This is a genomic window from Kitasatospora terrestris, from assembly GCF_039542905.1.
Classification (GTDB): domain Bacteria; phylum Actinomycetota; class Actinomycetes; order Streptomycetales; family Streptomycetaceae; genus Kitasatospora; species Kitasatospora terrestris.
This window is the reverse complement of the sequence record NZ_BAABIS010000001.1, coordinates 7,097,548-7,120,045: the sequence shown is the minus strand read 5'-3', so window position 1 is coordinate 7,120,045 and position 22,498 is coordinate 7,097,548. Positions and strand designations below refer to the sequence as shown.

The window sequence follows — 22,498 nt, the reverse complement described above, 5'->3', positions numbered from 1 at the left end:
GCATGAGCCCCACCACCGACCAGGCCACCGACCAGGCCGCCCCGCAGGCCCGGCAGATCCTGCCGGCCGAGGAGCGCCACGACCTGGAACTCGCCTTCCTCGCCGCCCACGACGAGGGCCCCCGCCCGCCCGGCTGGGCACTCACCCCGAGCGCCGTCGTCACCTTCGTCTGCGGCAGCGACGGCACCGCCCTCACCCTGCCGCCCAAGCGGCGCAAGGACGGCGCGCTGCCCGCCAAGCTGGTCGTCGCACCGAAGTTCGTCGGCGAGCGCGCCCTCGTCGAGCGCTGCGTCGTCACCCTCGCCGGCGAGCGCGGCCTGCTGCTCGTCGGCGAACCCGGCACCGCCAAGTCGATGCTCTCCGAGCTGCTCTCCGCCGCCGTCAGCGGCACCAGCGAGCTCACCGTGCAGGGCACCGCCGGCACCACCGAGGACGCCTTCCGCTACGGCTGGAACTACGCGCTGCTGCTCGCCCAGGGCCCCACCCCGCAGGCCCTGGTCGCCTCCCCCGTGATGACCGCGATGCGCACCGGCAGGGTCGCCCGGATCGAAGAGGTCACCCGCTGCCTGCCCGAGGTGCAGGACGCACTGGTGTCCATCCTGTCCGACCGCCGGGTCAGCGTGCCCGAACTCGCCGGCACCCCCGACGCCACCGTGGCCGCCGTCCCCGGCTTCACCGTCATCGCCACCGCCAACCTCCGCGACCGGGGCGTCTCCGAGATGTCCGCAGCCCTCAAGCGGCGCTTCAACTTCGAGACCGTCCACCCGATCGCCGACGCCGACGCCGAGACCACCCTGGTCCGCACCCAGGCCACCGCCGCCGTCCAGCGCGCCGGAGCCGCCTTCGGCGTCGACGACGCGGTGCTCGACGTCCTCGTCACCGTCTTCCGCGACCTGCGCACCGGCCGCTCCGCCGAGGGCTGGGACGTGGAGCGGCCCGGCACCGTGATGTCCACCGCCGAAGCCGTGCACGTCGCCGCCTCGCTCGGCCTCGCCCGCGCCTACCTGCCCGGCGGCGACGTCCTCGACCTCGTCCCCGGCCACCTGCTGGGCGCCGTCCGCAAGGACGACCCCGCCGACCACGGCCGCCTGCTCGGCTACTGGGACGGGCCGGTGCGACGCCGCGCCGAGGACGGCTCCGCGATGTGGCGCCGCCTCTGGGACCTGCGGGAGAACCTTCGTTGACCGCTCCCGCCCCCTCCCCCGCCGCCCTTCCGGACGACGCCGTCGCGGCCGTGGTCGCCGACCCGCGGGACGCGGTGGAGGCGCTCGCCGCCTCCACCCGGCCCCACCTGATCGGCGTCCGCCACCACAGCCCCGCGCTGGCCGCCGTCCTGCCCGCGCTGCTCGACGCCGCCGACCCGCAGGTCGTCTGCGTCGAGCTGCCGGCCGACTTCCAGCACTGGCTCCCCCACCTCGCCGACCCCGGCACCGTCGCCCCCGTCGCCCTCGCCGGCGCCGACCGGGACGGACGGCTCGGCTTCTACCCGTTCGCCGACTTCTCGCCCGAACTCGCCGCGATCCGCTGGGCGCGCGAGCACGGCGTCGACGTGCTCTGCTGCGACCTGCCGCTCGGCGACAAGGGCTGGCACGCCGGCTCCGACCCGGCCGCCCACCGCGCCGGGCCGACGTACGCGGACGGCCTCCAGTCCGCCGGCACCGGGCGCGACGGCGACGACCTGTGGGACCGCTCCGTCGAGGTGCGGGCCCCCGGCAGCACGCCCGACGCGGTCCGCCGCGCCGCGCTCGCCGTCGGTTGGGCCCTCCGCCAGGACGCCGCCGCCCGCGGCGGCGTCCCCGCCGGCGACCTCGCCCGCGAGGCCCGCATGCGCGAGGTGATCGCCCACGCCGCCACCGGCGGCCGCCGCGTCACCGCCGTCATCGGCTCCTTCCACGCCCCGGCCCTGAGCGCACCACCCGCACAGCCGGACGCCCCGTCCGCCGACGGCGGGCCGCAGGCTCGGCCGCTCGACGGAACCACTGCCGGGACGGACGTGCCCGACAGCGGGCTACCGGCCGACACCCCGTCCGCCGGGGCGGGCCCGGGCGCCGGAGGCCCACCGGCCACGCTGCCGGAAGCTGCTTCGGCCGACGTCCCGTCCACCGGGGCGGAACCGGGCGCCGTGCCGGTCGGGCTGCTCGACGTGCCCGCCGGCGAGGACGGGCCGGTGACCTCGCTCGTGCCCTACACCTTCGACCTGCTCGACGCCCGGTCCGGCTACCCCGCCGGGATCCGCGACCCGCGCTGGCAGCAGGCCGTGCTCACCGCGCAGGGCGACCCCGGGCGGGTGTACGAGGCCGCCGCGCGGGCGATCACCGACGTGTGCCGCGAGCTGCGCGGCGCCGGCCACCCGGCCGGCACCGGCGAGGCCGCCGAGACGCTGCGGCTGGCGGGCGACCTCGCCCGGCTCCGCGGACTGCCCGCCCCCGGCCGCGGTGAACTGCTGGAGGCGGTGAGCAGCGTGCTCGGCCAGGGCGAACCGCTCGGCCGCGGCCGCGCCCTCGCCCGTGCGCTGGAGACCGTCCTGGTCGGCGCCGACCGCGGCCGCCTCGCGCCGGGCACCCCGCGCTCGGGCCTCGGCCCGTCCGTCGAGGCGGAGTTGGCCGAACTGCGGCTGCCCTGCCCGGACGACCCCGAGTCGCGCGAGCTGCGGCTGGACCCGTTGCGGTCCGCGCTGGACGGCCGCCGCGAGGTGCTGCTGCAGCGCCTCACGGTCTGCGGTGTCGGCTACGGCACGCCGATCGACGTGTCCGGCACCGGGGACGGCTCCGCGCTGACCACCCGCTGGCGGATGGCGTGGACGCCGTCCGCCACCGCCCGCCTGGACCTGGCGGGCGTCCGGGGCGTCACCGCCGAGCTCGCCGCCGCCGGCACCCTGCGGGAGACCGCCCGCCGCCAGGCCGCGGACGGCGGTCCGACCTGTGCCCAGGCGCTGGACGGGCTGCGCGCCGCCGCCCGCTGCGACCTCCCGGCCCTGGTCGCCGAACGGCTCGACGAGGCCGGGCAGCTGCTGCCCGCCTCCGCGACGCTGCCCGAACTCCTCGACGCGCTGGAGCTGTTGGAGGCGCTGCGGCGCGCCCACCTGCCCGGCACCACCGAGCCGTCCCGGGAGCGGGCCGGCGAGCTGGCGGTCGTCCTGCTGGACGCCGCGGTCCGGGCACTGCCGGGCCTGGCCGGCAGCGAGGAGGCGTCGGACGCCGCCGCGCTGGTGGCGCTCGCCACCCGGGCCGGCGACCACCGGCTCGGCCTGCGGATGGACGACGCCCTCGACGGCCTCGCCCGTACCGGCTCGCCGCTGATCCAGGGCGCCGCGCTCGCCTCCCGGGTCCTGCTCGACCTGGACACCGCGGACCGGTTGGGCACCCGCGCCGCCGGCTGGGTCGACGCGGCGGCGGACGCCGTCGGACGGCTCCGGCTGGCCCGGCTGCTGACCGGCCTGCTCACGGCCGGCGGCCCGCTGCTGCAGTACGCGCCGGACGCGCTCGGCCCGCTGCTGGGACGGATCGACGCCCTCCCGGACGGGGGCTTCCTGGAGCGGCTGCCCGCCCTGCGGGCCGGGTTCGACGCGCTCAGCCCGGCCGGGCGCGGCCGTCTGCTGGACACCGTCGCCGAACGCCTCGGCGAGCGGCCCGACCTGACCCTCGCCGCGCCGCCCGCCCTGCTCGCCCTCTGGACGGCCGCCGACACCGCCGCGGCCGCCGCCCTCACCGCCCTCGGCCTCCCCGGCCTTCCGGCCACCACGGCGCAGCCGTCACCGGTCGGCCCGCCCAGCGACGCGCGCGCCGGTTCCGTCGATCCGGCGGCCGGCCGGGCCGCTGACCCGGCTCCGCCATCGGCAACCGCCGCCCCCGGCGGAGCGCACAGCGGCAGCCCCGTCCCGGCGCCGGACGCAACCGGCACGGCGCTGCCCACGCAGGACGGGCCGGCCGCCGATGCCGCACCCGGCCCGGCGCAGCCCGTCACCGACCCGGTGCCCGGGACCGCTCCGCGGCTTGCGCCGGCGGACCGTTGGCGGCTGCTGCTCGGCCGGGAGCCGGAGCGGCTGCCCGAGCACGCCCGCCGCTACGCGCACGCGCTGGACGAGCTGTACGGCGCGGGTCGCGGCGAGGGCGCCGGCGATCTGACCGGCGGGTCCGGCAGCGGTGGCGGCCAGGAGGCGTCGTTCCCGACGGCCCGCGAGTGGTCGGCGGAGCTGGAGGCGCTGTTCGGCGCGGACGTGCGGGAGGAGGTGCTGGCGGCGGCGGCCGATGCGGGCCGTACCGATGTGCTGGCGGAGCTGGACCCGGCGTCCGTCCGCCCGTCGGTGGAGCTGCTGACCTCGGTGCTGAACCTGGCGGGCGGCATGCCGGAGCACCAGTTGGCCCGGCTGCGCCCGCTGGTGCGCCGCCTGGTCGACGAGCTGGCGCGGGAGTTGGCGACCCGGCTGCGGCCCGCGCTGACGGGTCTGGCGACGCCGCGGCCGACCCGCCGTCCGGGTGGCCGGATCGACCTGCCGCGCACGCTGCGGGCGAACCTGGCGCACACCCGGCGGCTGGAGGACGGCCGGACGGTCGTCGTGCCGGAGCAGCCGGTGTTCAGCACCCGTTCCCGCCGGGAGGCGGACTGGCGGCTGGTCCTGGTGGTCGACGTCTCCGGCTCGATGGAGGCGTCGGTGATCTGGTCGGCGCTGACGGCGGCGGTGCTGGGCGGGGTGCCGACCCTGTCGACGCACTTCCTGGCGTTCTCCACGCAGGTCGCCGATCTGACGGAGCGGGTGTCGGATCCGCTGTCGCTGCTGCTGGAGGTGAAGGTGGGCGGCGGTACGCACATCGCCGGCGCGCTCGCCCACGCCCGCTCGCTGGTGACCGTGCCGAGCCGGACCCTGATGGTGGTGGTCAGCGACTTCGAGGAGGGCTACCCGCTGGGCGGCCTGCTCGGCGAGGTCCGGGCGCTGGCGTCGTCGGGGGTGCACCTGATGGGCTGCGCCGCGCTGGACGACGCCGGTGCGCCGCGCTACTCGGTGCCGGTGGCACGGCAGTTGGTGGCGGCCGGGATGCCGGTGGCCGCGCTCAGTCCTCTCGCCCTCGCCCGCTGGGTCGGCGACCGTCTCCGCGGAGAGCCCCGATGACCGACGTTGTTGAACTGCCGCCCGTCGCACCGGAGGTGCTGGCGACCGCGGTGGAGTCCCTGACGTCCCGGCTGCGCAGGAAGCTGGACGCGGCGGTGGAGCAGTACGCGGCGCTGCCGGTGCTGCCCGCACCGGACGGCGCCGGTGTCGCGGTGCAGTGCGGCGAGGACGCCGTGGTGGTCCTGGCGCCGGGGCCGGACGGTACGGTCCGCGAGGACGGGCAGGCCCGGTGCAGCTGTCTGCTGGCGCCGCGCTGCCTGCACCGGGCGGCGGTCCTGGGCTGCTGCCCGCTCGCCGACCCGCCGGCCGCGGCCCCGGCCGCTCCGGCGGACGCCGAAGCCGCGACCCGGGCAGCCGCCGAGCCCGCCGCCGGGCCCGAGCCCCGGTCCGAGCCGTCCCCCGCCCCGGGCGAGCCGGCCCGGCCGGAGCCGGTCGAGCCGACGCCCGCCCAGCGGCGGGCCGCCGCGGAGCTGTGGGCGGCGGCCGCGGCGGTCCTCGCCGCGGGGGTGCCGGCGGCCGGGGCGGTTCCGCAGGCGGAGCTGCTGCGGGCGGCGCACACCGCCCGCCTGGCGGACCTGCACCGGGCGGAGGCGGCGGCGCTGCGCGTGGTGCGCGGCCTGCGCAGCGCCCGCGCCCGGTACAGCAGTCACCGGACGGCCGATCTGGCCGCGTCGCTGCGCGAACTCCTGCTGGTCACCGCGCTGTTGCGGTCCGGTCCGGCCGACCGGTCGGTGCTGGGCACGGCGCGGCGGGCGTACAGGCCGGGGGGCGCGCTGCGGGTGCAGGGCGTGTTCCGGGAGCCGGTGCTCTCCGCGACGGGTTACGGCGGTGTGGTGACGTACCTGGTGACCGAGGACGGCCGCTGGGTGTCGGTCTCGGACGTCAAGCCCGGCGGCCCGTCGCGGGCCCGGGCCGCGGGTACCGCACCGGTGTCGGTGGGGGCGGCGGCGCTCGACCACGAGCAGCTCTCCCGGGGCGGTCTGCTGGTCTCGGGCGCGACCGTGTCCGCGGACGGCCGGCTGGGCTCCGGCCGGGGTGTGCGGGCCAATCCGATCGCCGGCCTGGAGTGGGGTGCGGGGCCGTTGGCGGCGGTGTTCGCCCGTCCGCTGGCGCAGGCGGCGGCGGAGCGGTTGGCGGACGGCGTGCTCGCGGATCCTGAGCTCGGCGAGGGGGCGCGCCGACCGGTCGGCTGCGACCTGGTGCTCCTGGGCGCCGACCGGGACAGCGTGCTGGCCCGGGAGCTGGACCCCGCCACGGGCGGTGCCCGGGGTCCGCTGGTCCGGCTGGTCGCGGCGAACAGCCACCCCGAGCTGGCGCACGCCGCCAACCTGGCGCGGTTGGCGGAGCACCCGGGGCTGCGGGTCCGGGTGCTCGGCCGGGTCGACCCGGACCGGGCCGCGACGCTTCGACCGCTGGTGGTGGCGCCGGTGCCCGGTACGGAGGACACGCTGCGCCTGCCGCCGGAGTGGAAGGGCCGCGCGGACCTGGGGTACCAGCTGCTCCAGGGCGCGAACTTCCCCGCCGCGACCGGGGACGGGCCGCTGCTCGGGGCGGCCGGTGCGGACCTGCTGCGCGACTCCCCGCTGTGGCGCCTGCGGCGCCAGGTGGAGCTCGCGGTCGCCGGCGGGCGGCGGGCGGTCGCCGAGGCACAGCGCAGCGGCGGCGCCCGGACCGACGACGCCGCGCTGCGGCGCACCGGCTTCCGGACGGCGGCGGAGCTGACCGGCGCGCTGGCGGCCGAGGCGGACCGACGGCAGCGGGACGTGTTCGGCCGGCTGGGCGACGCCGACGCCGACCGGTACGCGGAGTGCTGGCTGGCGGCGGCGGTCCACCTGACGGCGGCCGAGCGGGAGCTGGTCCGGGCCAGCTGGTACGCCGGGGACGAGTGGGGCGACAGCTCCTCCGGTGACGGCCGGGGCCCGGTCCCGGTCCCGTCCCCGGGCTGACCGCGGCGCCCGTCCCGGCTGCCCGCCGGCCGGACCGGCGGGCCGGACTCCGCCGGGGCACAGGCCGCCCGGCGGGCCGGGCTCCGGGTGCAGGCCCGGTGCGGGGCGGGCTGACCGCGGCTCCCGTCCCCCGCCGGACCCCGGGCGAGCACACCGGCGCCGGGCCGGTCGGCATCACCGCCCGATCCGCAGCGGCACAGGCCGCCCGGCAGCGCCCGCTCGCCGGCGGGGCGCCCGGACGGGGCCGCGGGGTGACGACGGATCAGCCGGAGCGCGGGACGTACCACTGCTGGTACGTGTTGCCCGGCGTGCAGGTCTGCATGGTCGGGGCCTTGCCGGCGCCGTTGTCGGTGAGGCAGGTGGAGCCCATGTAGTCGCGGAGGTAGACGGCGCCCTGGGTGGGGGCGCCCACGATCGACCAGCTGGTCAGCACGCTGAAGCCGTCCTTGAGCCGGACGCCGCCGTCGTTGGTCTGTTCCAGCGGCGGCTTGCTGAGGCTGCACGGGTAGAGGGTGTACCAGCCACCCGGGTCGGGGGCCGAGCGGGCCCAGCCGTAGCCGGTGTTGCGGTCCATCAGGGTGCCGGTGCCGCCCGCCAGCGAGTCGGCGGCGAGACCGAGCCGCTTCCCGCTGCCGACGCCGGTGACGTACCCCCAGCTGCTGCCGCCGCAGCCCTGCGGCGGGGTGCCCTGGGCGGGGCTCGTCGTGGTCTGCTGGGGGGCGGGGGTGGTGGCGGGCGGCCGGGTGGTCCCGGTGCCCGCGCTGCCGCCGCCCGCCCCAGCGCCGGCCCCGGCTCCCGTACCCGCTCCGGTGCCCGTGCCCGCGCCGGTACCCGCTCCGCCCGCGGCGCCCTGCTCGGGCGCCGGGCTGCCCGACGGCCGGCCGGGCGCGGCCGAAGGGCTGCCGGTGTCCGCCGCCGCGGACGGCGTGCCGCTGCCGCCCGTCGCGCTCGCGGAGCCGGGGGTCAGCGGCGCGGAGGCCGAGGCGGACGACTGCGGGCCGCTTCCCTGGGCGTTGGACTGCCAGGGCGCCTGCTGGATCAGCAGGGCGGTGCCCACGCCGGTGGTGATCACCACCGGGATCACGATCGGGACGAGCAGCCGGCCGCGCCGCCGTTCGCGGCCACCGGCGGCGGTCGCGGCGTCCGGGGCCGGTCGGGGTCGCGGGGCGGGCACGGTGGCGAACACGGTCGGTTCGGGGACGGCGACGCCCGCGCCGGGTCCGGCGGCGGCCGCGCGGGCGGCGGCCGCCATCGCGGCGGCGTCGGGGAACCGGTCGGCGGGGTCCTTGGCGAGTGCGGTGGCGACGAAGTCCCGGACGGCCTGCGGGAATCCGTCGTTCAGCTGCGGCGGGGGCTGCTGGATGTGCTTGAGCACCACTTCCAGCACCGAATCGCCGGTGAACGGCAGTTGGCCGGTGAGCAGTTCGAAGCAGACCACGCCGATCGAGTACAGGTCGCACTGCGGGGTGGCGGCCTTGCCGTCGGCCTGCTCGGGGGCGATGTACAGGGCGGTGCCGAGCACGGAGTTGGTGGTGGTGATCTTCGTACCGGCCATCGCCGCTGCGATGCCGAAGTCGGTGACGGTGACGCCGCCGTCCTCGCGCAGCATCAGGTTGGACGGTTTGACGTCGCGGTGCACGATGTTCAGCTGGTGGGCGGCGTGCAGCGCGTCCAGGGCGTCGGCGAGGATGCCGAGCGCCCGGCCGGGGACCAGCGGGCCCTCGTCGGCGAGCACCCGGTGCAGCGGCCGGCCCTCGATGAACTCCATGACCAGGTAGGCGACCCGGGTGTCGGATTCCTCGTCGTCGTCGGCCGGTTCGGCGTAGTCGTGGACGCGGACGATGCCCGGGTGCTCGATCGCCGCCAGTACCCGGGCCTCGCGGCGGAAGCGCTCGGTGAAGCTGCGCTCCTCCGCCATCCCGGGCTGCATGATCTTGACGGCGACCTGCCGCTTCAGCACGCCGTCGTCGGCCCGCCAGACGTCGCCCATGCCTCCGCTGCCGACCCGCTCGACGAGCGTGTAGCGCCCGCCGAGCACGGTCCCCCGACCCCGCATCCCCGCATCCCCCGTCACTGTTGTCCGACGATCCGTCAGTTGGCGCGGTCAGTCTGCCAGATCACGGACAAACGGCCGGACCCGCCGGAGTACCGGCTCTGCAACAGCGTGCAGTGGTACACCCGACGGGCCCGGCCGTTCCGCCGGTCAGGTCCCGTACACCCCGACCTCGTAGAGCGAGTAGCCCCACTGGGTGCCGCGCTGGGCGCCGTGCACCCGCACCCAGCGGGCGTTCGCCGGGTCGAAGCGGGCGGTGTCCAGGCCGCCGTTGCCGCTGTCGGTGGACCACACGGTCCGCCAGTTCGCGCCGTCGGTGGAGACCTCGATGCGGTAGCCCTTGCCGTAGGCGCGCTCCCAGTCGAGGGTGACCCGGTCGATCCGGCGGACCGCGCCGAGGTCGACCTGCCACCACTGGTCGTCGTTCCAGTCGCTCGCCCAGCGGCTGCCCCGGTCGCCGTCCACCGCCCGGTCGGGGCGGTAGCTGGTGAACAGGTTCCACTCCGAGGAGCTGGCGGAGGCGGAGGCGCCGCGCGCCAGGTCGGTGCCGGCGTCGTGCCGCTCGGTGGCCTTCCAGGTGGTGAGGTACGACTCGGCGCCGTGCATCAGGTCGTCGATCACTCCCTGGCCGCCGCTGAGCCGGATCTGCTCGATCCAGTCCGGCACCATCCCGTCGTGCGCGACGCCGTCGGTGTTGACGTCCCAGGTCCGCTGGCCGGTGACCTGGCGGTCGATCACCGAGCCGCCGTCGGCGCTGCGGAAGGGGTACTTCACGGCGTTGGGCGCGTCCGCGCCGACCGGGCCGGGCCAGCCGCCGACGCCGTTGAGGTCGGTGCCGTAGCCGTAGCCGACGCCGTACTTGTCGCGCAGCGCCTTGGTGCGGGCGGCCTCGGCGACGAAGCCCTCGGCGGAGTGGTCGTACTGAGCGATGAAGCCGCCGAGCCGGTACAGCCGCTCGGTCCACTGGAGGTCCATCCAGGAGTGGCTGGAGATCACGCCCGGGTAGTTCGAGGTCTCCAGGATGTCGAACGCCCGGTCGGCCGCCTTGACGCTCATGTGGTCGACTTCCAGCATCATGTGACGCTGCATCATGCCGCGCACCGCGTACTCGCCGAGCCTGGTGAGGCCGCGGGTGTTGCACTGCGCGTCGCCCGCGTACGAGGGCACGGTCACGCCCGCCGGGAGCATCGCGTTGGCCTGGGCGGTGGGCAGCCCGATCGGGTTGTCGTGCTGCGGGCCGGTGCACTTCTCGGTCTGCCAGAAGGTGCCGGTGGACAGGAACTGGCCGGCGTTGACCGCGACGCCGATGGTGCCCTCGTCGAACCGGACGCCGCACAGCGCGTTGTCGAACTTGTGGCAGAGGAACATGCTGCGCACCCCGAGCCGGTACAGCTCGTCGAGGCCGCGGTCGATGGCGTCCTCGTCGCACTGCGGCACGTCCAGGATCATCTTGCAGCCGAACGGCTCGGAGGTCTCCACGCCGAGCACCACCGCGAGCTTGCCCTGGGCGACCACGTCGCGGGCCTGGGCGGAGTCGGTGACGATCCGGAACCAGCCCTTGCCGGGCCCGCCGTACATCGTGTCGACGTAGTCCTGGAGCTCGTAGCTCTTGCGGGCCTCCAGCCGGATCGCGTCCATCTCGTCGCAGCCGCGGTCCTTGTACGGGTAGATGGAGCAGAGCAGCCCGTTGGTGACCAGGTCGTTGACGAGCACCCGCTGGCCGCCGCGCCAGGCGCGCTCCACCCAGGCGTAGTAGTTCTGCTGGTGGCTCAGCGAGTCGTGGGCCGGCCAGTCCTTGAACGTCGGCCAGCCGACCGGGTCGTGGTGGCCGTCGGCGCCGCCGGTGACGTTCTCGAAGAGGGCGAGCGCGCCGTCGGGGTAGTGCTCGGGGCAGTCCTTGAGCGCGTCGGCGACGCCCTTGGTGGAGAACACCGACCCGCAGATGATCCGGCCGCCGAAGCCCTCGGCCGACATCAGGTGGTTGTGCGCGTCGACGAAGCCGCGGACCTTCCCGGCGGAGTCGGTGCCGCGGAACGGCTCGCCGGTGACGTTGATCTGCGAGTCCGGCGCGGGCCTCGCGGTCGGGTTCCACCATCCGTCGGCGGCCCGGGCCTGCCGCGCCGGGCCGGCGAACAGTGCCGCGGTCAGGACCAGTAACAGGGACAGCACCGACGTGACGACACGTCGGACCTTCGCGTGCGCAGCCAAAACAACACCTCTGCTCGGGGTGGGGGGAGGGTAGTCGCGCGATGGTGCTGGATCCATCGGAAGAATCCCGAGCGGTAAACGGCGCGTCAAGGCTTGGGGACGAATTACTTACCAGTCAGTATCAATGTCTGAGGTCGCAGCACCGCGGGGGCTCCACGGCACCGGGCCAGGAGGAATTACTTTCCGGGTCACGAAACCGCGCGCCGGTTCAGTAATGGGGATCTTCCTGACCCGGGAGCCCCCCGCTTCCGCCGCCGTCAGGGGGTGACGGGAACGTTGGTCAGACCCGACACCGCGCCGGTGGCCGTGTTCGAGGCGTACACCGTGTTGGGGCGGCCGGCGCACGCCGAGACCGAGGTCACCTTGATCGCGTAGGCGCCGACCCCGCCGAGGTCGGAGCGGTTGCCGCGCCAGGTGTTGCCGCAGCCGTTGGCGAACGCCGGTGTGGTGGACGGGTTGTGGGTCTCGTAGCCGTTGGCGAAGGTGCCGGGCGCGGCGAACGTCCCGGTGTTGTTCTCGATCAGGTAGTCGACGCCTTTGACGTCCACCCAGGAGTCCGCGGAGTTCTGCCCGCTGATGCCCCGGCCGTCGAAGGTGTTGCCGCGGATCGTCCCGCCGGTGGTGCCTTCCTTGACGTCGATCAGCTCGGCGGCCACGTACGGGCCGATCCGGTTGTTCTCCACCAGCACCCGGTCGGAGCGGTCCACTCCCCCGGAGTTGCCGTGGCAGCCCCAGTTGGAGCCGGCCGACCCGAGGTAGACGCCCTCGCCGTACCCCGGCTGGACCAGGCCGGTGTACTCCACCACCGAGTTGCGGATCACCCCGTCGGCGGAGGACCGGCGGAAGTGCACCCCCTCGTCCTCGGTGTGGTGCACGTAGAGGCCGTCGATCGTCACGTGCGGCGAACTGTCCAGCACCACGCCCTTCTTGGCGTCCCGCACGGTGAAGCCGGTGAGGTTCCAGTACGGGGCGCCGTACAGCCACAGGCCGTAGCCCGGGTCCCAGCCCGCGGTGGGCGCGGGGCAGGCCGGGGCCTCGCCGGACGGGCCGTCGTTGACCAGCACGGCGGTGCGCGGACCGGTCAGGGTGATCGGCGCGGCCGCCGTGCCGGCCCGCTGCGCGAGGAACGCGCCGTGGTACTCGCCGGGGGCCAGCCGGATCGTCCGGCCGGGCGCCGCGTCCGCCAGCGCGGCGGACAGCTGGGCGGCCGTGGCGACGTCCACCACCGGGCCGGTCGGCGTCGGGGTGGGGGTGGGTGACGGATTCGGGGAGGGGCTCGCCGTAGGCGTCGGTGTCGGCGTCGGCGCGGGTGTGCCGCTCCCGCCCCCGCCGCACGGGGCGCCGTTGACCGTGCAGTTGAGCGGCAGGCCGCCGCCCGCGGCGTTGAAGCCGAAGCTCTGGGTGGCGCCCGGCGCGACGGTGCCGTTCCAGCCCAGGTTGACGAAGGTGTAGTGGGTACCGCTCTGCGACCGGGTGGCGGACCAGCTGCCGGCGACGGTCGTGCCGGCGGGCAGGTCGAACTCCACCGTCCAGCCGGTCGCGGCGGCGTCACCGCTGTTGCCGACGGTGATCCGGGCACCGTAGCCGGTGTCCCAGACGGAGGACTGGGCGAACGCGGCGGTCAGGTGGGGCGCGGCCGCGTGGGCGGGCAGGGCGGTCACCGCCGCGCCGACGGCGAGCGCGGCGGCGAGGGCCCCGATCAGGGGTGTGCGCAGGGTGGGCAAAGGTCCTCCACGGTACGGGAGTCGACGGGGGGAGGTGCAGGGAGCCCGTCAGCCCCGGTACTGGGCCACGATCTTGGTGAAGGCGTACGGCGACTGCGCGATGCCGCTGCAGGCGTCGGCGTCCGTGCCGCTGCCGCAGGCGCGGTCACGGTTGACCGACCAGAAGGAGAAGCGGGCCAGGTGGTGCTGCTGGGCGTAGGCGAGGATGGTCCGGAAGTCGCCGGTGGTGACGGTCTCGCCGGGCTCGTCGGTGGTGCCGTTCATCGAGGAGACGCCGGTGTGCCGCCAGGCCGCGTCGTCGCTGTAGCCGTACGCGCTCTTCACCGCGGCCTTCAGGCCGTTCAGGGCGGAGACGGTCGCCTGCCCCATGGTGCCGGTGTGCCCGCCGAAGTCGAACGGCATCACCACCCAGCCGTCGTTGGCGAGTCCGGCGGCGGCGGCGCGCCTGATCAGGTCCTTGCCGGTGGCGTCCGGGCCGCTGGGCGTGGTGCCCATGGTGATGTAGGTGACCAGCCCGGGGTTCTTCGCCCTGACCGCCTTCAGCGCGTCGACGACCCGCTGGCGGACGGTGGCGTCGGAGAACTCGGTGTCCTCGATGTCGATGTCGAGCGCCTTGAGGTGGTAGGCGTCGATCACCTTCTGGTACGCACCGGCCAGCGCGCCGGCGCTGCGGCACTTCTCGCCCAGCTTGTTGCCGCTCCAGCCGCCGACCGAGACCACGATGTCGCCGCCGGCCGCCCTGACGGACTTGATCGCGGCCTCGTCGGAGCCGCCGAGCAGCGGCCGGCTGCCGTCCCACTTGGGGTTGCAGCCGCCGTCGGACAGGACGAAGGCGAAGGTGAACCAGGTGACGCCGGTCGCGGCCATCACGTCGGTGGGCTTCTGCGGGCTGCCCCAGCCGAGGTACTCGTACGGGGCGGCGGCCATCGCGCCCGGCGCGGCGGCAGCCGGGAGCGGGGCCGCACCGGCGGAGGCGGGGAGCAGGGCGAGCACGGTGGGGGCGAGTACCGCGGCCGCGAGGGCACGCGTGGGTCTGGGCACGTCTACTCGATTCTCTGGTCACGGGGAGGACAGAGCATGCGGACACGGGTGGCCACCGGCGACGCGGAACTCAGCATCCCGAGCTGACAGCAGAGGGTCAAGAGGAATAGTCAGGAAACTTTACTGATGGTGCCGAAGGCCCGCGCAGGGTCTCGGGTACGCTGTGTCATGATCATCTCCGGGGGTGAACGGGGGCGGACCAGGCAGTGTGCGATCGATCGCCACCGCAGCGGGATTGATCGCTGACGCTCCGTCAAATCCTGTTGATGACATGCGCATTCGGCGTACTCGCAGGTTACCGTCCGGTCATCTGCGGCTGGTAGGAGTGACCGGGCCAGCGGTCGCACGGGGAGGAATCACATGACGGGACCCATCGTCGAACACGAGTCGGCGGTGCTGATCATCGGCGCCGGACCGGCCGGCCTGGTGCTCGGGAACCTGCTGCTGGCGGCGGGCGTGGAGTGCGTCGTCGTCGAACGGCGCAGCCGCGCGTACGTCGAACAGCGGGCCCGCGCCGGGTTCCTGGCCTCGGACACGGTCCGCACGCTGAGCCGGCACGGCCTCGCGGACGGGCTGCTGGCCGGGGGGCAGACCCACGACGTCTGCCAGTTCCGCACCGAACAGGGGGAATTCACGCTCAAGTACGGGGAGTTGGGCAACCGCGAGGCGCACACCGTCTACCCGCAGCAGTTCCTGGTCCGCGACCTGGTCGCGGAGTACCTGCGCCGGGGCGGCGAGTTGCACTTCGACACCCCGGTGACCGGGCTGGGCGGCCTGGACGGCGAGCGGCCGTGGCTGCTGGCCGAGGCGCCCGACGGCACCGCGCACCGGTTCCGCGGCCGCTACGTCGCCGGGTGCGACGGGCGGCAGGGCGTGGCCCGCACCGCGCTGCCCGACGGCGCGGTCGGGCGGCTGCGGCGCGGCCACGGCGTCTCCTGGCTGGCGCTGCTCGCCGAGGCCCCGCCGAGCCTCGGCGCGGTCGCGTACGCCGTCCACGAGCGCGGCTTCGCCGGGCACATGGCCCGCACCCCCTCGGTCACCCGCTACTACCTGCAGTGCGAACCGGGCACCGACCCGGAGAGCTGGGACGAGGACCGGATCTGGGCCGAACTGGAGCTGCGGATGCGCGCCGACCGGCACGGGCCGCTCAAGCGCGGGCCGATCGTCGAACGCGCGGTGGTCGACCTCGAGTCCGACGTGCTGGACCCGATCCAGTACGGTCCGCTGTTCCTGGTCGGAGACGCCGCGGCGCTGATCAGCCCGTCCGCCGCCAAGGGCGCCAACCTCGCGGTGATGGCCGCCGAGGTGCTCGCCCGGGCCTTCACCGCGGACCTGCGCGACGGCGACCCGGCACCGCTCGCCCGCTACTCCGCCGACTGCCTGCCGGTGATCTGGCGCGCCCAGGAGTTCTCGCACTGGATGATCGGCCTGCTGCACGCACCGCCCGGCGACGACGAGGAGTCCCGCTTCCTGCGCGCCCTGCGCACCGCCCGTCTGGAGAGCCTGCGCACCTCCCGCACCCATCAGGACCACTTCGCCGAGAACTACGTCGGCCTCGGACCGACACCGAACCACGGGGAATCACGATGACCACGACCGCCGCACCCGGAACCGCGCTGCCCGCCCAGGCGGTGGCCGGTGCCGACCTCGCCCGGATCGACCGCGCCACCGCGTTCGTCCGCGCCCACGACACCCGCAGCGCGCTCGCCGAGCTGCTGCCCGACCTGGACGATTGCGAACTCACCTCGCTCGGACGGCACTTGCGCCTGGCGCACACCGCCGTCCTGGTCTTCCCGCCCTCCCTGGAGGCGCTCCGCGCCGAGCTGGCCGGCCGCGGCATGACGCCCGGCGAGACCGTGCCGAGCGTGGTCGTCCGCCAGCGCCTCGCCTCGCGGTACCGCCGCCCGACCGCCGAGCTGGAGGTCGGCATCCTGCACACCCGGGTACCCGACGCCGCCGCTGGTGGCGCCGACGAGGTGGAGATCTTCGCCCTCCCCGTGCCCGAGCACTCCGGCCTGGCTCCGGTCGCCGACGCCGAACGGGCCGCCGACCACGAGGCGCACACCGCCTTCGACCTGCCCGCGCCCGACGACGTGGTGCTGGCCGGCCTGTCCGCGCTGCTCACCGACCGGGCCGGCGCCCGCGCCGACGGCGGCGGCTACAATGCGCACGAGAACGCCACCGTCCTCTACTTCCGCACCGACCGGCACCGGCTGGAGCTGTACGCGGCCGGCCAGCACGCCGCCGCCCTCTCCGCCCACCTGCGGCGCTCCGCCGCCGACACCACCGCCGAACCCGCCGACCGGCTGCTGCGGCAGCTGACCGGCGCCTGGGAGACCCAGGCCATCGCGGTCGCCGCCGAGCTGCGCCTGGCCGACCTGCTGGACGCCCACCCCGGCGCCACCGCCGCGCAGTTGGCCACCGAGACCGGGACGCACGCGGAGAGCCTGGGCCGGCTGCTGCGCTACCTGGCGAGCCTCGGGCTGCTCACCCGCCACGACGGCGACGACGGCCACGGCGGCGACCCGGGCGACGCCGGGTACCGGCTCACCGCGACCGGCCGGCTGCTGCACGCCGACACCCCGGAGTCGCTGCGCCCGCTCGCACTGCTGTACGGAGGAACGTTCTACCAGTCCTTCGGCCACCTGCGGCACGCCGTACGCACCGGCGAGGAGGCGTTCGCGGAGCTGTTCGGCGAGCACCACTTCCCGTACTTCGCGCGGAAGCCGGAGTCGGCCGACCTGTTCGACCGGGCGATGGCGGCCAGCGCGCGGATGTTCGGCCCGGTCGCCGAGCTGGTCGACTTCTCCGCCGCCGAGCTGGTGGTCGACGTGGCCGGCGGCAACGGCACGCTGCTCGGCCGGGTGCTGCGCGCCGCCCCGCACCTGCGCGGCCTGCTGCTGGAGCGCCCGCACGCGATCGAGGCGGCCCGCACCGCGCTGGGCGCGGCCGGCGTCGCGGACCGCTGCGCGTTCGTCGCCGGGGACTTCACCGCCTCCGTCCCGGCGGGCGGGGACGTCTACATCCTCTCCCGGGTGCTGCACGACTGGGACGACCGGCGGTGCGCCGAGATCCTCGGCCGGGTCGCCGACGCGATGGCCCCCGGCAGTGAACTGCTCGTGGTGGAACGGCTGCTGCCCGCGGACGACAGCCCCTCGCTGGCCGTCGCCTGGGACGTCCACATGCTCTGCAACGTGGGCGGCCGCGAGCGCACCGAGGCGCACTACGCCAGGCTGCTGGCCGACGCGGGCTTCGACCTGGTGGCCCGGCACGACCTGCCGCTCGACGGCGCCCTGCTGCGCGCCCGGCGGCGCTGATCGGCGGCGCTGACCGGCGGCGCTGACCGGCGGCCCGCCGGTCCCGGGCCCGTCCGCGCACCTCGGACGGGCCGGGGCCCGGCGGGCGCGGGCCGACGGGCGCGGCCCGGCTCGGGGCCCGAGGTCAGCCCGGCCCGTTCAGGCGGCGGCGAGCTGCGCGGTGCCGGCCAGCGCCGACGCGAACCGGGCGACCGTCCCGGCCAGCGCGGCGGCGCTGTCCCCGGCGAGGAACGCGGCACCGTCCGGCGCCGTGCCCAGCTCGCGGTCCAGCACGTACCGGCCCGGCGCGACCTGCGCGCCGAGCGCGGTCAGCACCGGCCGCAGCGCGTAGTCCAGCGCCAGCACGTGGGCCGCCGACCCGCCGGTGGCCAGCGGCAGCACCGGCTTGCCCTCCAGCCCGTGCCGCGGCAGCAGGTCGAGGAAGACCTTCAACAGCCCCGAGTACGCGGCCTGGTAGATCGGGGTGGCGACCACCAGCGCGTCCGCCTCGGCGACCAGCCGCACCGCGCGGGCGATCGACGGGTCCGCGGTGCGCGCGGCCAGCAGCGGCTCGGCGGGCAGCTCGCGCAGCGCCAGGCTGTGCACCCGGTGTCCCCGGGCGCGCAGGTCGGCGGCGGCCAGCTCGGCCAGCCGGGCGGTCCGCGAGGCGGGTGACGGGCTGCCCGAGAGGGCGAGGACGGTGGCCATGGCTGCCTTCCGGAACGGCGGGGTGGTTCGGACACTATCGGGCCGACCGGCGGCCGTCGCCGGCCGGCCGGCCCACTTCGTCAACTCGCGCTGCGTCAGCCCGCGCTGCGGGCCGTGCACTCGGCGCGACGCCCGCGGAGCCGGGACAGCTCCGTCACCACCTCCGCCGAGTCCGCCTCGTCCTGCGCCGCCGCGACCTCGGGCAGCAGCAGGTCGATCGCAGCCGCGTAGTCCGCGGCGGCGGCCGCCCAGTCGCCGCAACTCTCGTGTGCCAGAGCCCGGTTGGCGCGGACCACCGGGTCGTCCTCCAGCCGCAGCGAGCGGCCGAGGCAGCGCACCGACTCCTCGGCCTCGCCCCGCTCGTACGCCAGCACACCGAGCGCGGCCCAGGCGGCGGGCAGGTCGGGGTCACCGGCGAGCGCGGCCTCCAGGTCCGCGCGGGCCTCCTCGGGACGGTCGTCGTCCTGGGCGAGCAGGCCGCGCAGCGCCAGCAGGTGCGGCTGCCCGGCCTCGCGCGCCAGGCCCGCGGCGATGTCCTCGGCCGCGCCCCGGGCGTCGCCGAGCGCGTGGCGCAGCCCGGCCCGGTTGACGTACGCGTCGAGGAACTCCGGGTCCAGCTCCAGCACCCGGTCCAAGTCGGCCAGGGCTGCGTCCAGGTCGCCGAGTTCGAGCCGCAGGTCGGCCCGGTTGTAGACCGCCTCGGGGTACGGCGGGGAGGTCCGGATGGCGTGCTCGTAGTCCGCCAGCGCCTCCTCGTCGCGGCCCAACTTGCGCAGCAGCACCGCGCGTTCGAAGTAGTACTCGCTGTGGTGCGGGTCCTGGTCGATCACCCGGTCGTACGCGGCGGCGCCGGCCTCCGGGCCGACCAGGCGGGCCAGCAGCTGGGCCCGGTTGTACTCCAGGACCGAGCGGTGCTGGCCCTGGTCCTCCGCGTCCAGCGCGCCGTCCATCCGCTCGATGCCGGCCTCGACCAGTTCGAGGGCGCGGGCCGGGTCGCCGAGGTGCATCTCGATCAGCGCCAGGCCGTTCTCGTTGAAGGTCCGGTTGTAGGCGCGCCGGGCGTCGGTGTCGGCGAGGCGGGAGAGCGCGACCGCGGTGTTGACCCACCCCTTCGCCTTGCGGTGGTCGCGCCGCTCGGGCTCCAGGTAGCGGGTGTAGACCATGGCGCGGCCGTACGCCGCCGACATGTGGACGGCGGGCAGCGCGGTGCTCGCGCAGGCGTCGTCGTACAGCGCGAGGGCCTCGTCGGCGCGGCCGCCCATCACGCTGTAGGCGATGGTCATCCGGGCCGTGACCAGCCAGCACTCCTCGGGGCGGGTCGTCCAGTCGAGCACCGCGTGGGTGAGCGGGCCGAGTTCGGCCAGGGCGTCGTAGAAGCCCTCCAGCAGGCACTCCTGCAGGGCGTCCTGAAGGGCGAGGGCGCCCGCGCCGGCCGGGTCGGTGCCCAGCGCGCGGTGGTGGGCGAGCGGTCCGCGCAGCAGCGACGCCTCGCCGGCCAGGGCGGCGGCCGCCAGCTCCTCGGCGCGGGCCTCGTGCAGCCGGGCGCGTTCGGCGGGCTCCAGCTCGGCGTAGCAGGCGGCGGCCGCCGGGTCGTCGGTGCTGCGGTCGGCGGCGACCCAGCCGGCGGCCAGCTCCCAGCGGGCGGCCGGGTCGTCGGGCAGCGGCCCGAGCGGCGTGGCGGGCGCCTCGCGCGGCGTGGTGTGCGCGGCCAGCGCGTCGGCCAGCGGCTGCGGGACGTCCCGGCCCGCGGTGCAGATCACGATCCGCAGGCGCTGCGGGTCGGCGCGGCGCAGCAGCAGGGCCAGCCAGTCGGCATCCGTCCGGTCGGCGTGCTCGGCGTGCCGCACCACCAGGGTCGCGGGCGCGTCCAGCACCGCGGTGAGGAAGTCGATCAGCCCGTGCGCGATCCGGGTGGTGCGGATGTACGGGTAGTAGCGGGTGCGCTTCTGCGGGGCGGTCAGCGAGGTCAGGGTCTCCCGGCGGCACGGCAGGACGGTGCGCAACTCCGGTGCGGCGGCCAGGATCTCGATGTCGTGCCGGACGGCCGGCTCCGGGTCGGCGGCCAGCACCCCGGGTACCAGCTGCCGCATCAGCGCCCCGGCGGCGGTGAACGGCCCGCGCAGCCGGCGGTGCGCGTCGAGCACGGCGAGCACCGGCGGCACGCCCGGCTCGGCCAGCGCGTCGGCGACCAGCGCGCGTGCGGCGCTCTCGTCGGGCGCGATCAGCCAGTGGTGCGGGCGCCGCGCGGCGGCGGACGGCGGACGGTCAGACGGGCCGGACATGGACTCCCCCTTGGTGTGCCTCGGTCGAACTCGTACTCGTGCTGCCTGTGCTCGTCGTGCTCGTGCTCGTGCCTGTGCTCGTCGTGCTCGTGCTGCCTGCGCTCGTCGTCGCGCCCGTGCTCGTGTCTGTGCTCGTCGTCGCGTCCGTGCTCGTGTCGTGGGCGGCGCGGCTCCGTCGCCGCCAGGCCCGCCAGGCGCCGTACGCCACCGCGAGGAGCTGCACCCCGACCATCGCCAGGGCGAACGCCGCGTCCGCGAGCCGGGTGAACGGCACCGAGCCGTCCCGGACCGTCGCCAGCGCGGAGGCGGTGAACCGCCAGCCGACCGGCAGCACCACGGTCGCCAGCATCACCGTCATCGCGGCGTACCCGAGCAGGTACGCCGGGGCGTACCAGCGCACCGCGGCGGCGTCCTTCGGGTGCCAGCGGCTCTCGTCGGTCAGCAGGTCGGCGCGGCCGCGCAACCGGTTCAGCCGGTTGGCGACGTACGCGCGGGCCGTGCCGTGCGGGTCGCTGCCGCCGAGCACGACGAGCGCGAGGTGGTACAGGTCGGTGCGCAGGAAGAAGTAGAACTGGGCCAGCAGCCGCGGGATCGCGGTGAACGCCAGCGCCAGACAGACCCGCCCGGCGGTGCTCGGCGTGCCGTCCGGCCCGCAGCCCGCCCAGGCGGCCAGCGTCAGCGCGGCCATGCCGAGGACGTCCACCAGCATCCCGGCCAGCACCGGCAGCAGGCGGCTGCGCCGGGGCAGCACCACCAGGCCGTCCAGCGCGGTCTCGAAGGTGACGAAGTACAGGCGGCGGCTGATCCGCAGCGTGGTGCGCAGGCCCAGCCGGCGGCCCGCCAGGACGTGCCCGTACTCGTGCAGCAGCATGAACACCGGCTGGCTGACGAACACCACCAGCTGGACCAGCAGCGCGTACGGGCTGAAGAACAGGTTGCCCGGGCGCGGCAGCAGCACCGGCCGGTCCGCGCAGGCGAGGACGGCGGCGGCGAGCAGCGCGACGTACGCGAGCCAGGCGGGCCGGGAGAACAGGGCCCGGCCGAGCCACTGCAGCGGCACCGCGCGGGAGGCGGCCCCACCCGCGTCCCGGTCCTCCGCCTCCGCCTCGCCGAGCAGGAAGTCGAGTTCGCGCAGGGTGTCGAGGAAGTCGTCGAGGTCGACCTCCTCGCCGAACTCGGCGCGGTACCAGTCGGCCGCCTGCCGCGGGTCGGTGCCGGTCTCCAGGCGGCGCAGCAGCGCGGCCCCGTCGGGCGGGAACGCCCCGTAGGAGTCGATGTCGGTGCGGCCGACCACCACCTCGTCCCCCTGGTCGAGGTAGGTCAGCCGGTGGAAGCGGAGCGGTGCGTCGTTCACCATCGGGTGCCCCTGTCCTTCGGCGGGTCCGGCCCCGTCCGGCGGGCCGGGGGCACTGCACGCCCCCGGTCCGCCGGACGGTCGCTGTCAGATGCAGCAGCAGTTGCCGTAGCCGTAGTTGGTGCACAGCGCGGTCAGCCGCACCGCGCCCGGCTTGCGGACGACGATCTTCTTGCCGGTGACGACCTTCTTCACGGTGGAATCCCCCTTCTGGTTCGGTGCGCTGCGCCGGTCGGCGCCTCGCATGTGACCAGAGTGCGACGCCGCCGTTTACACGGGATAAACACCGGGTTGCCCCGCAGCTCAGGCGTATCTTTACGTGAACAACCTTTGCTGGAAAGGCACTTGAGGATCACTGGGCGGGGCGCCGGCCCGGCCCCGCCGCACCCCCGTACGCTCGGACCATGACCTCGCCGGACTTCATCGTCCTCACCACCACCCACGACGACCAGGACGCCGCCCGCGCCCTGGCCGCGTCGCTCGTCGGCGAGCGGCTCGCCGCCTGCGCCCAGGTGTACCCCGTCGAGTCGGTGTACTGGTGGGACGGCGCGGTGCGGAACGCCACCGAGTGGCGGATCGACCTCAAGACCCGCGCCGACCGCGCCGACCGCCTCACCGCCCGGATCGCCGAGCTCCACACCTACGACACCCCCGAGGTCGTCGCCGTCCCCGTCGTCACCGGCTCCCCGTCCTACCTCGCCTGGCTCGCGGCGGAGACCGCCGGCTGACCCACGACCCGCTCCGCGGGGATGGTCGTTCCTCCGTCGCCGAGGGGCCGG

General features: G+C 75.8%; 14 protein-coding genes. 6 read left to right on the top strand and 8 right to left on the bottom strand.

Annotated features, from left to right (window positions below; translation table 11 throughout):
- The first annotated feature begins 2 nt into the window (after positions 1–2).
- The 3 genes from ABEB06_RS32665 to ABEB06_RS32655 are packed head-to-tail and all read left to right on the top strand — an operon-like array spanning position 3 to position 7,053.
- Positions 3–1,184, top strand: coding sequence for an ATP-binding protein (locus ABEB06_RS32665; RefSeq protein WP_345700521.1), 1,182 nt, complete (start codon positions 3–5; stop codon positions 1,182–1,184).
- Positions 1,185–1,234: 50 nt separating this feature from the next.
- Positions 1,235–5,107 carry a vWA domain-containing protein gene (locus ABEB06_RS32660; protein ID WP_345702063.1) on the top strand — a complete coding sequence of 1,291 codons (3,873 nt, stop codon included), beginning with the start codon at positions 1,235–1,237 and terminating at the stop codon, positions 5,105–5,107.
- A complete protein-coding gene (locus ABEB06_RS32655; RefSeq protein WP_345700520.1) occupies positions 5,104–7,053 on the top strand; it encodes a hypothetical protein in 1,950 nt (649 codons plus the stop codon). Before ABEB06_RS32660 ends, ABEB06_RS32655 begins: the two co-directional genes overlap by 4 nt.
- Positions 7,054–7,315: 262 nt before the next feature.
- Here the strand turns inward: ABEB06_RS32655 and ABEB06_RS32650 are convergent, their stop codons facing one another.
- From ABEB06_RS32650 to ABEB06_RS32635, 4 genes are all read right to left on the bottom strand, one after another.
- Positions 7,316–9,109: a serine/threonine-protein kinase gene (locus tag ABEB06_RS32650; protein WP_345700519.1), complete on the bottom strand. Its 1,794-nt coding sequence runs from the start codon at positions 9,107–9,109 to the stop codon at positions 7,316–7,318.
- Between the two features lie 147 nt (positions 9,110–9,256).
- Positions 9,257–11,272 (bottom strand): discoidin domain-containing protein, encoded by a 2,016-nt coding sequence (locus tag ABEB06_RS32645; protein ID WP_425559819.1) that lies wholly within the window; start codon positions 11,270–11,272, stop codon positions 9,257–9,259.
- 299 nt (positions 11,273–11,571) lie between these two features.
- Entirely contained in the window at positions 11,572–13,038 is a 1,467-nt protein-coding gene (locus tag ABEB06_RS32640; RefSeq protein WP_345700518.1) for a cellulose binding domain-containing protein, read from the bottom strand.
- Between the two features lie 48 nt (positions 13,039–13,086).
- Complete coding sequence (locus ABEB06_RS32635; protein ID WP_345700517.1) at positions 13,087–14,079, bottom strand: chitinase; 993 nt, start codon at positions 14,077–14,079, stop codon at positions 13,087–13,089.
- Positions 14,080–14,439: 360 nt separating this feature from the next.
- Between ABEB06_RS32635 and ABEB06_RS32630 the strand changes: the two genes are divergently transcribed.
- Together ABEB06_RS32630 and ABEB06_RS32625 are read left to right on the top strand one after the other, a co-directional pair.
- On the top strand, positions 14,440–15,669 hold the full coding sequence (locus ABEB06_RS32630) for a 4-hydroxybenzoate 3-monooxygenase (RefSeq protein ID WP_345700516.1): 1,230 nt from the start codon (positions 14,440–14,442) through the stop codon (positions 15,667–15,669).
- Positions 15,666–17,396: a methyltransferase gene (locus ABEB06_RS32625; protein ID WP_345700515.1), complete on the top strand. Its 1,731-nt coding sequence runs from the start codon at positions 15,666–15,668 to the stop codon at positions 17,394–17,396. The genes ABEB06_RS32630 and ABEB06_RS32625 overlap by 4 nt, the downstream gene beginning before the upstream one ends.
- A gap of 138 nt (positions 17,397–17,534) precedes the next feature.
- Here ABEB06_RS32625 and ssuE read toward each other — a convergent pair whose 3' ends face one another.
- The 4 genes from ssuE to ABEB06_RS32605 form a co-directional block, all read right to left on the bottom strand.
- A complete protein-coding gene (gene ssuE, locus ABEB06_RS32620) occupies positions 17,535–18,083 on the bottom strand; it encodes an NADPH-dependent FMN reductase (RefSeq protein ID WP_345700514.1) in 549 nt (182 codons plus the stop codon).
- Positions 18,084–18,178: 95 nt separating this feature from the next.
- Positions 18,179–20,365, bottom strand: a complete 2,187-nt coding sequence (locus tag ABEB06_RS32615; protein ID WP_345700513.1) for a tetratricopeptide repeat protein — start codon at positions 20,363–20,365, stop codon at positions 18,179–18,181.
- Complete coding sequence (locus ABEB06_RS32610; protein ID WP_345700512.1) at positions 20,349–21,722, bottom strand: hypothetical protein; 1,374 nt, start codon at positions 21,720–21,722, stop codon at positions 20,349–20,351. Before ABEB06_RS32610 ends, ABEB06_RS32615 begins: the two co-directional genes overlap by 17 nt.
- Before the next feature lie 84 nt (positions 21,723–21,806).
- Positions 21,807–21,965: a hypothetical protein gene (locus tag ABEB06_RS32605; protein WP_345700511.1), complete on the bottom strand. Its 159-nt coding sequence runs from the start codon at positions 21,963–21,965 to the stop codon at positions 21,807–21,809.
- A gap of 158 nt (positions 21,966–22,123) precedes the next feature.
- Between ABEB06_RS32605 and cutA the strand changes: the two genes are divergently transcribed.
- Positions 22,124–22,447 carry a divalent-cation tolerance protein CutA gene (gene cutA / locus ABEB06_RS32600; protein ID WP_345700510.1) on the top strand — a complete coding sequence of 108 codons (324 nt, stop codon included), beginning with the start codon at positions 22,124–22,126 and terminating at the stop codon, positions 22,445–22,447.
- Positions 22,448–22,498 lie beyond the last annotated feature (51 nt).

Excerpts from the sequence above, each read along its gene's own strand:
- ABEB06_RS32665 (WP_345700521.1), top strand. The coding sequence starts at position 3 with ATGAGCCCCACCACCGACCAGGCCACCGACCAGGCCGCCCCGCAGGCC.
- ABEB06_RS32655 (WP_345700520.1), top strand. The coding sequence starts at position 5,104 with ATGACCGACGTTGTTGAACTGCCGCCCGTCGCACCGGAGGTGCTGGCG.
- ABEB06_RS32650 (WP_345700519.1), bottom strand. The coding sequence starts at position 9,109 with ATGCGGGGTCGGGGGACCGTGCTCGGCGGGCGCTACACGCTCGTCGAG.
- ABEB06_RS32630 (WP_345700516.1), top strand. The coding sequence starts at position 14,440 with ATGACGGGACCCATCGTCGAACACGAGTCGGCGGTGCTGATCATCGGC.
- ABEB06_RS32625 (WP_345700515.1), top strand. The coding sequence starts at position 15,666 with ATGACCACGACCGCCGCACCCGGAACCGCGCTGCCCGCCCAGGCGGTG.
- ssuE (WP_345700514.1), bottom strand. The coding sequence starts at position 18,083 with ATGGCCACCGTCCTCGCCCTCTCGGGCAGCCCGTCACCCGCCTCGCGG.
- ABEB06_RS32615 (WP_345700513.1), bottom strand. The coding sequence starts at position 20,365 with ATGTCCGGCCCGTCTGACCGTCCGCCGTCCGCCGCCGCGCGGCGCCCG.
- ABEB06_RS32610 (WP_345700512.1), bottom strand. The coding sequence starts at position 21,722 with ATGGTGAACGACGCACCGCTCCGCTTCCACCGGCTGACCTACCTCGAC.
- ABEB06_RS32605 (WP_345700511.1), bottom strand. The coding sequence starts at position 21,965 with ATGCGAGGCGCCGACCGGCGCAGCGCACCGAACCAGAAGGGGGATTCC.
- cutA (WP_345700510.1), top strand. The coding sequence starts at position 22,124 with ATGACCTCGCCGGACTTCATCGTCCTCACCACCACCCACGACGACCAG.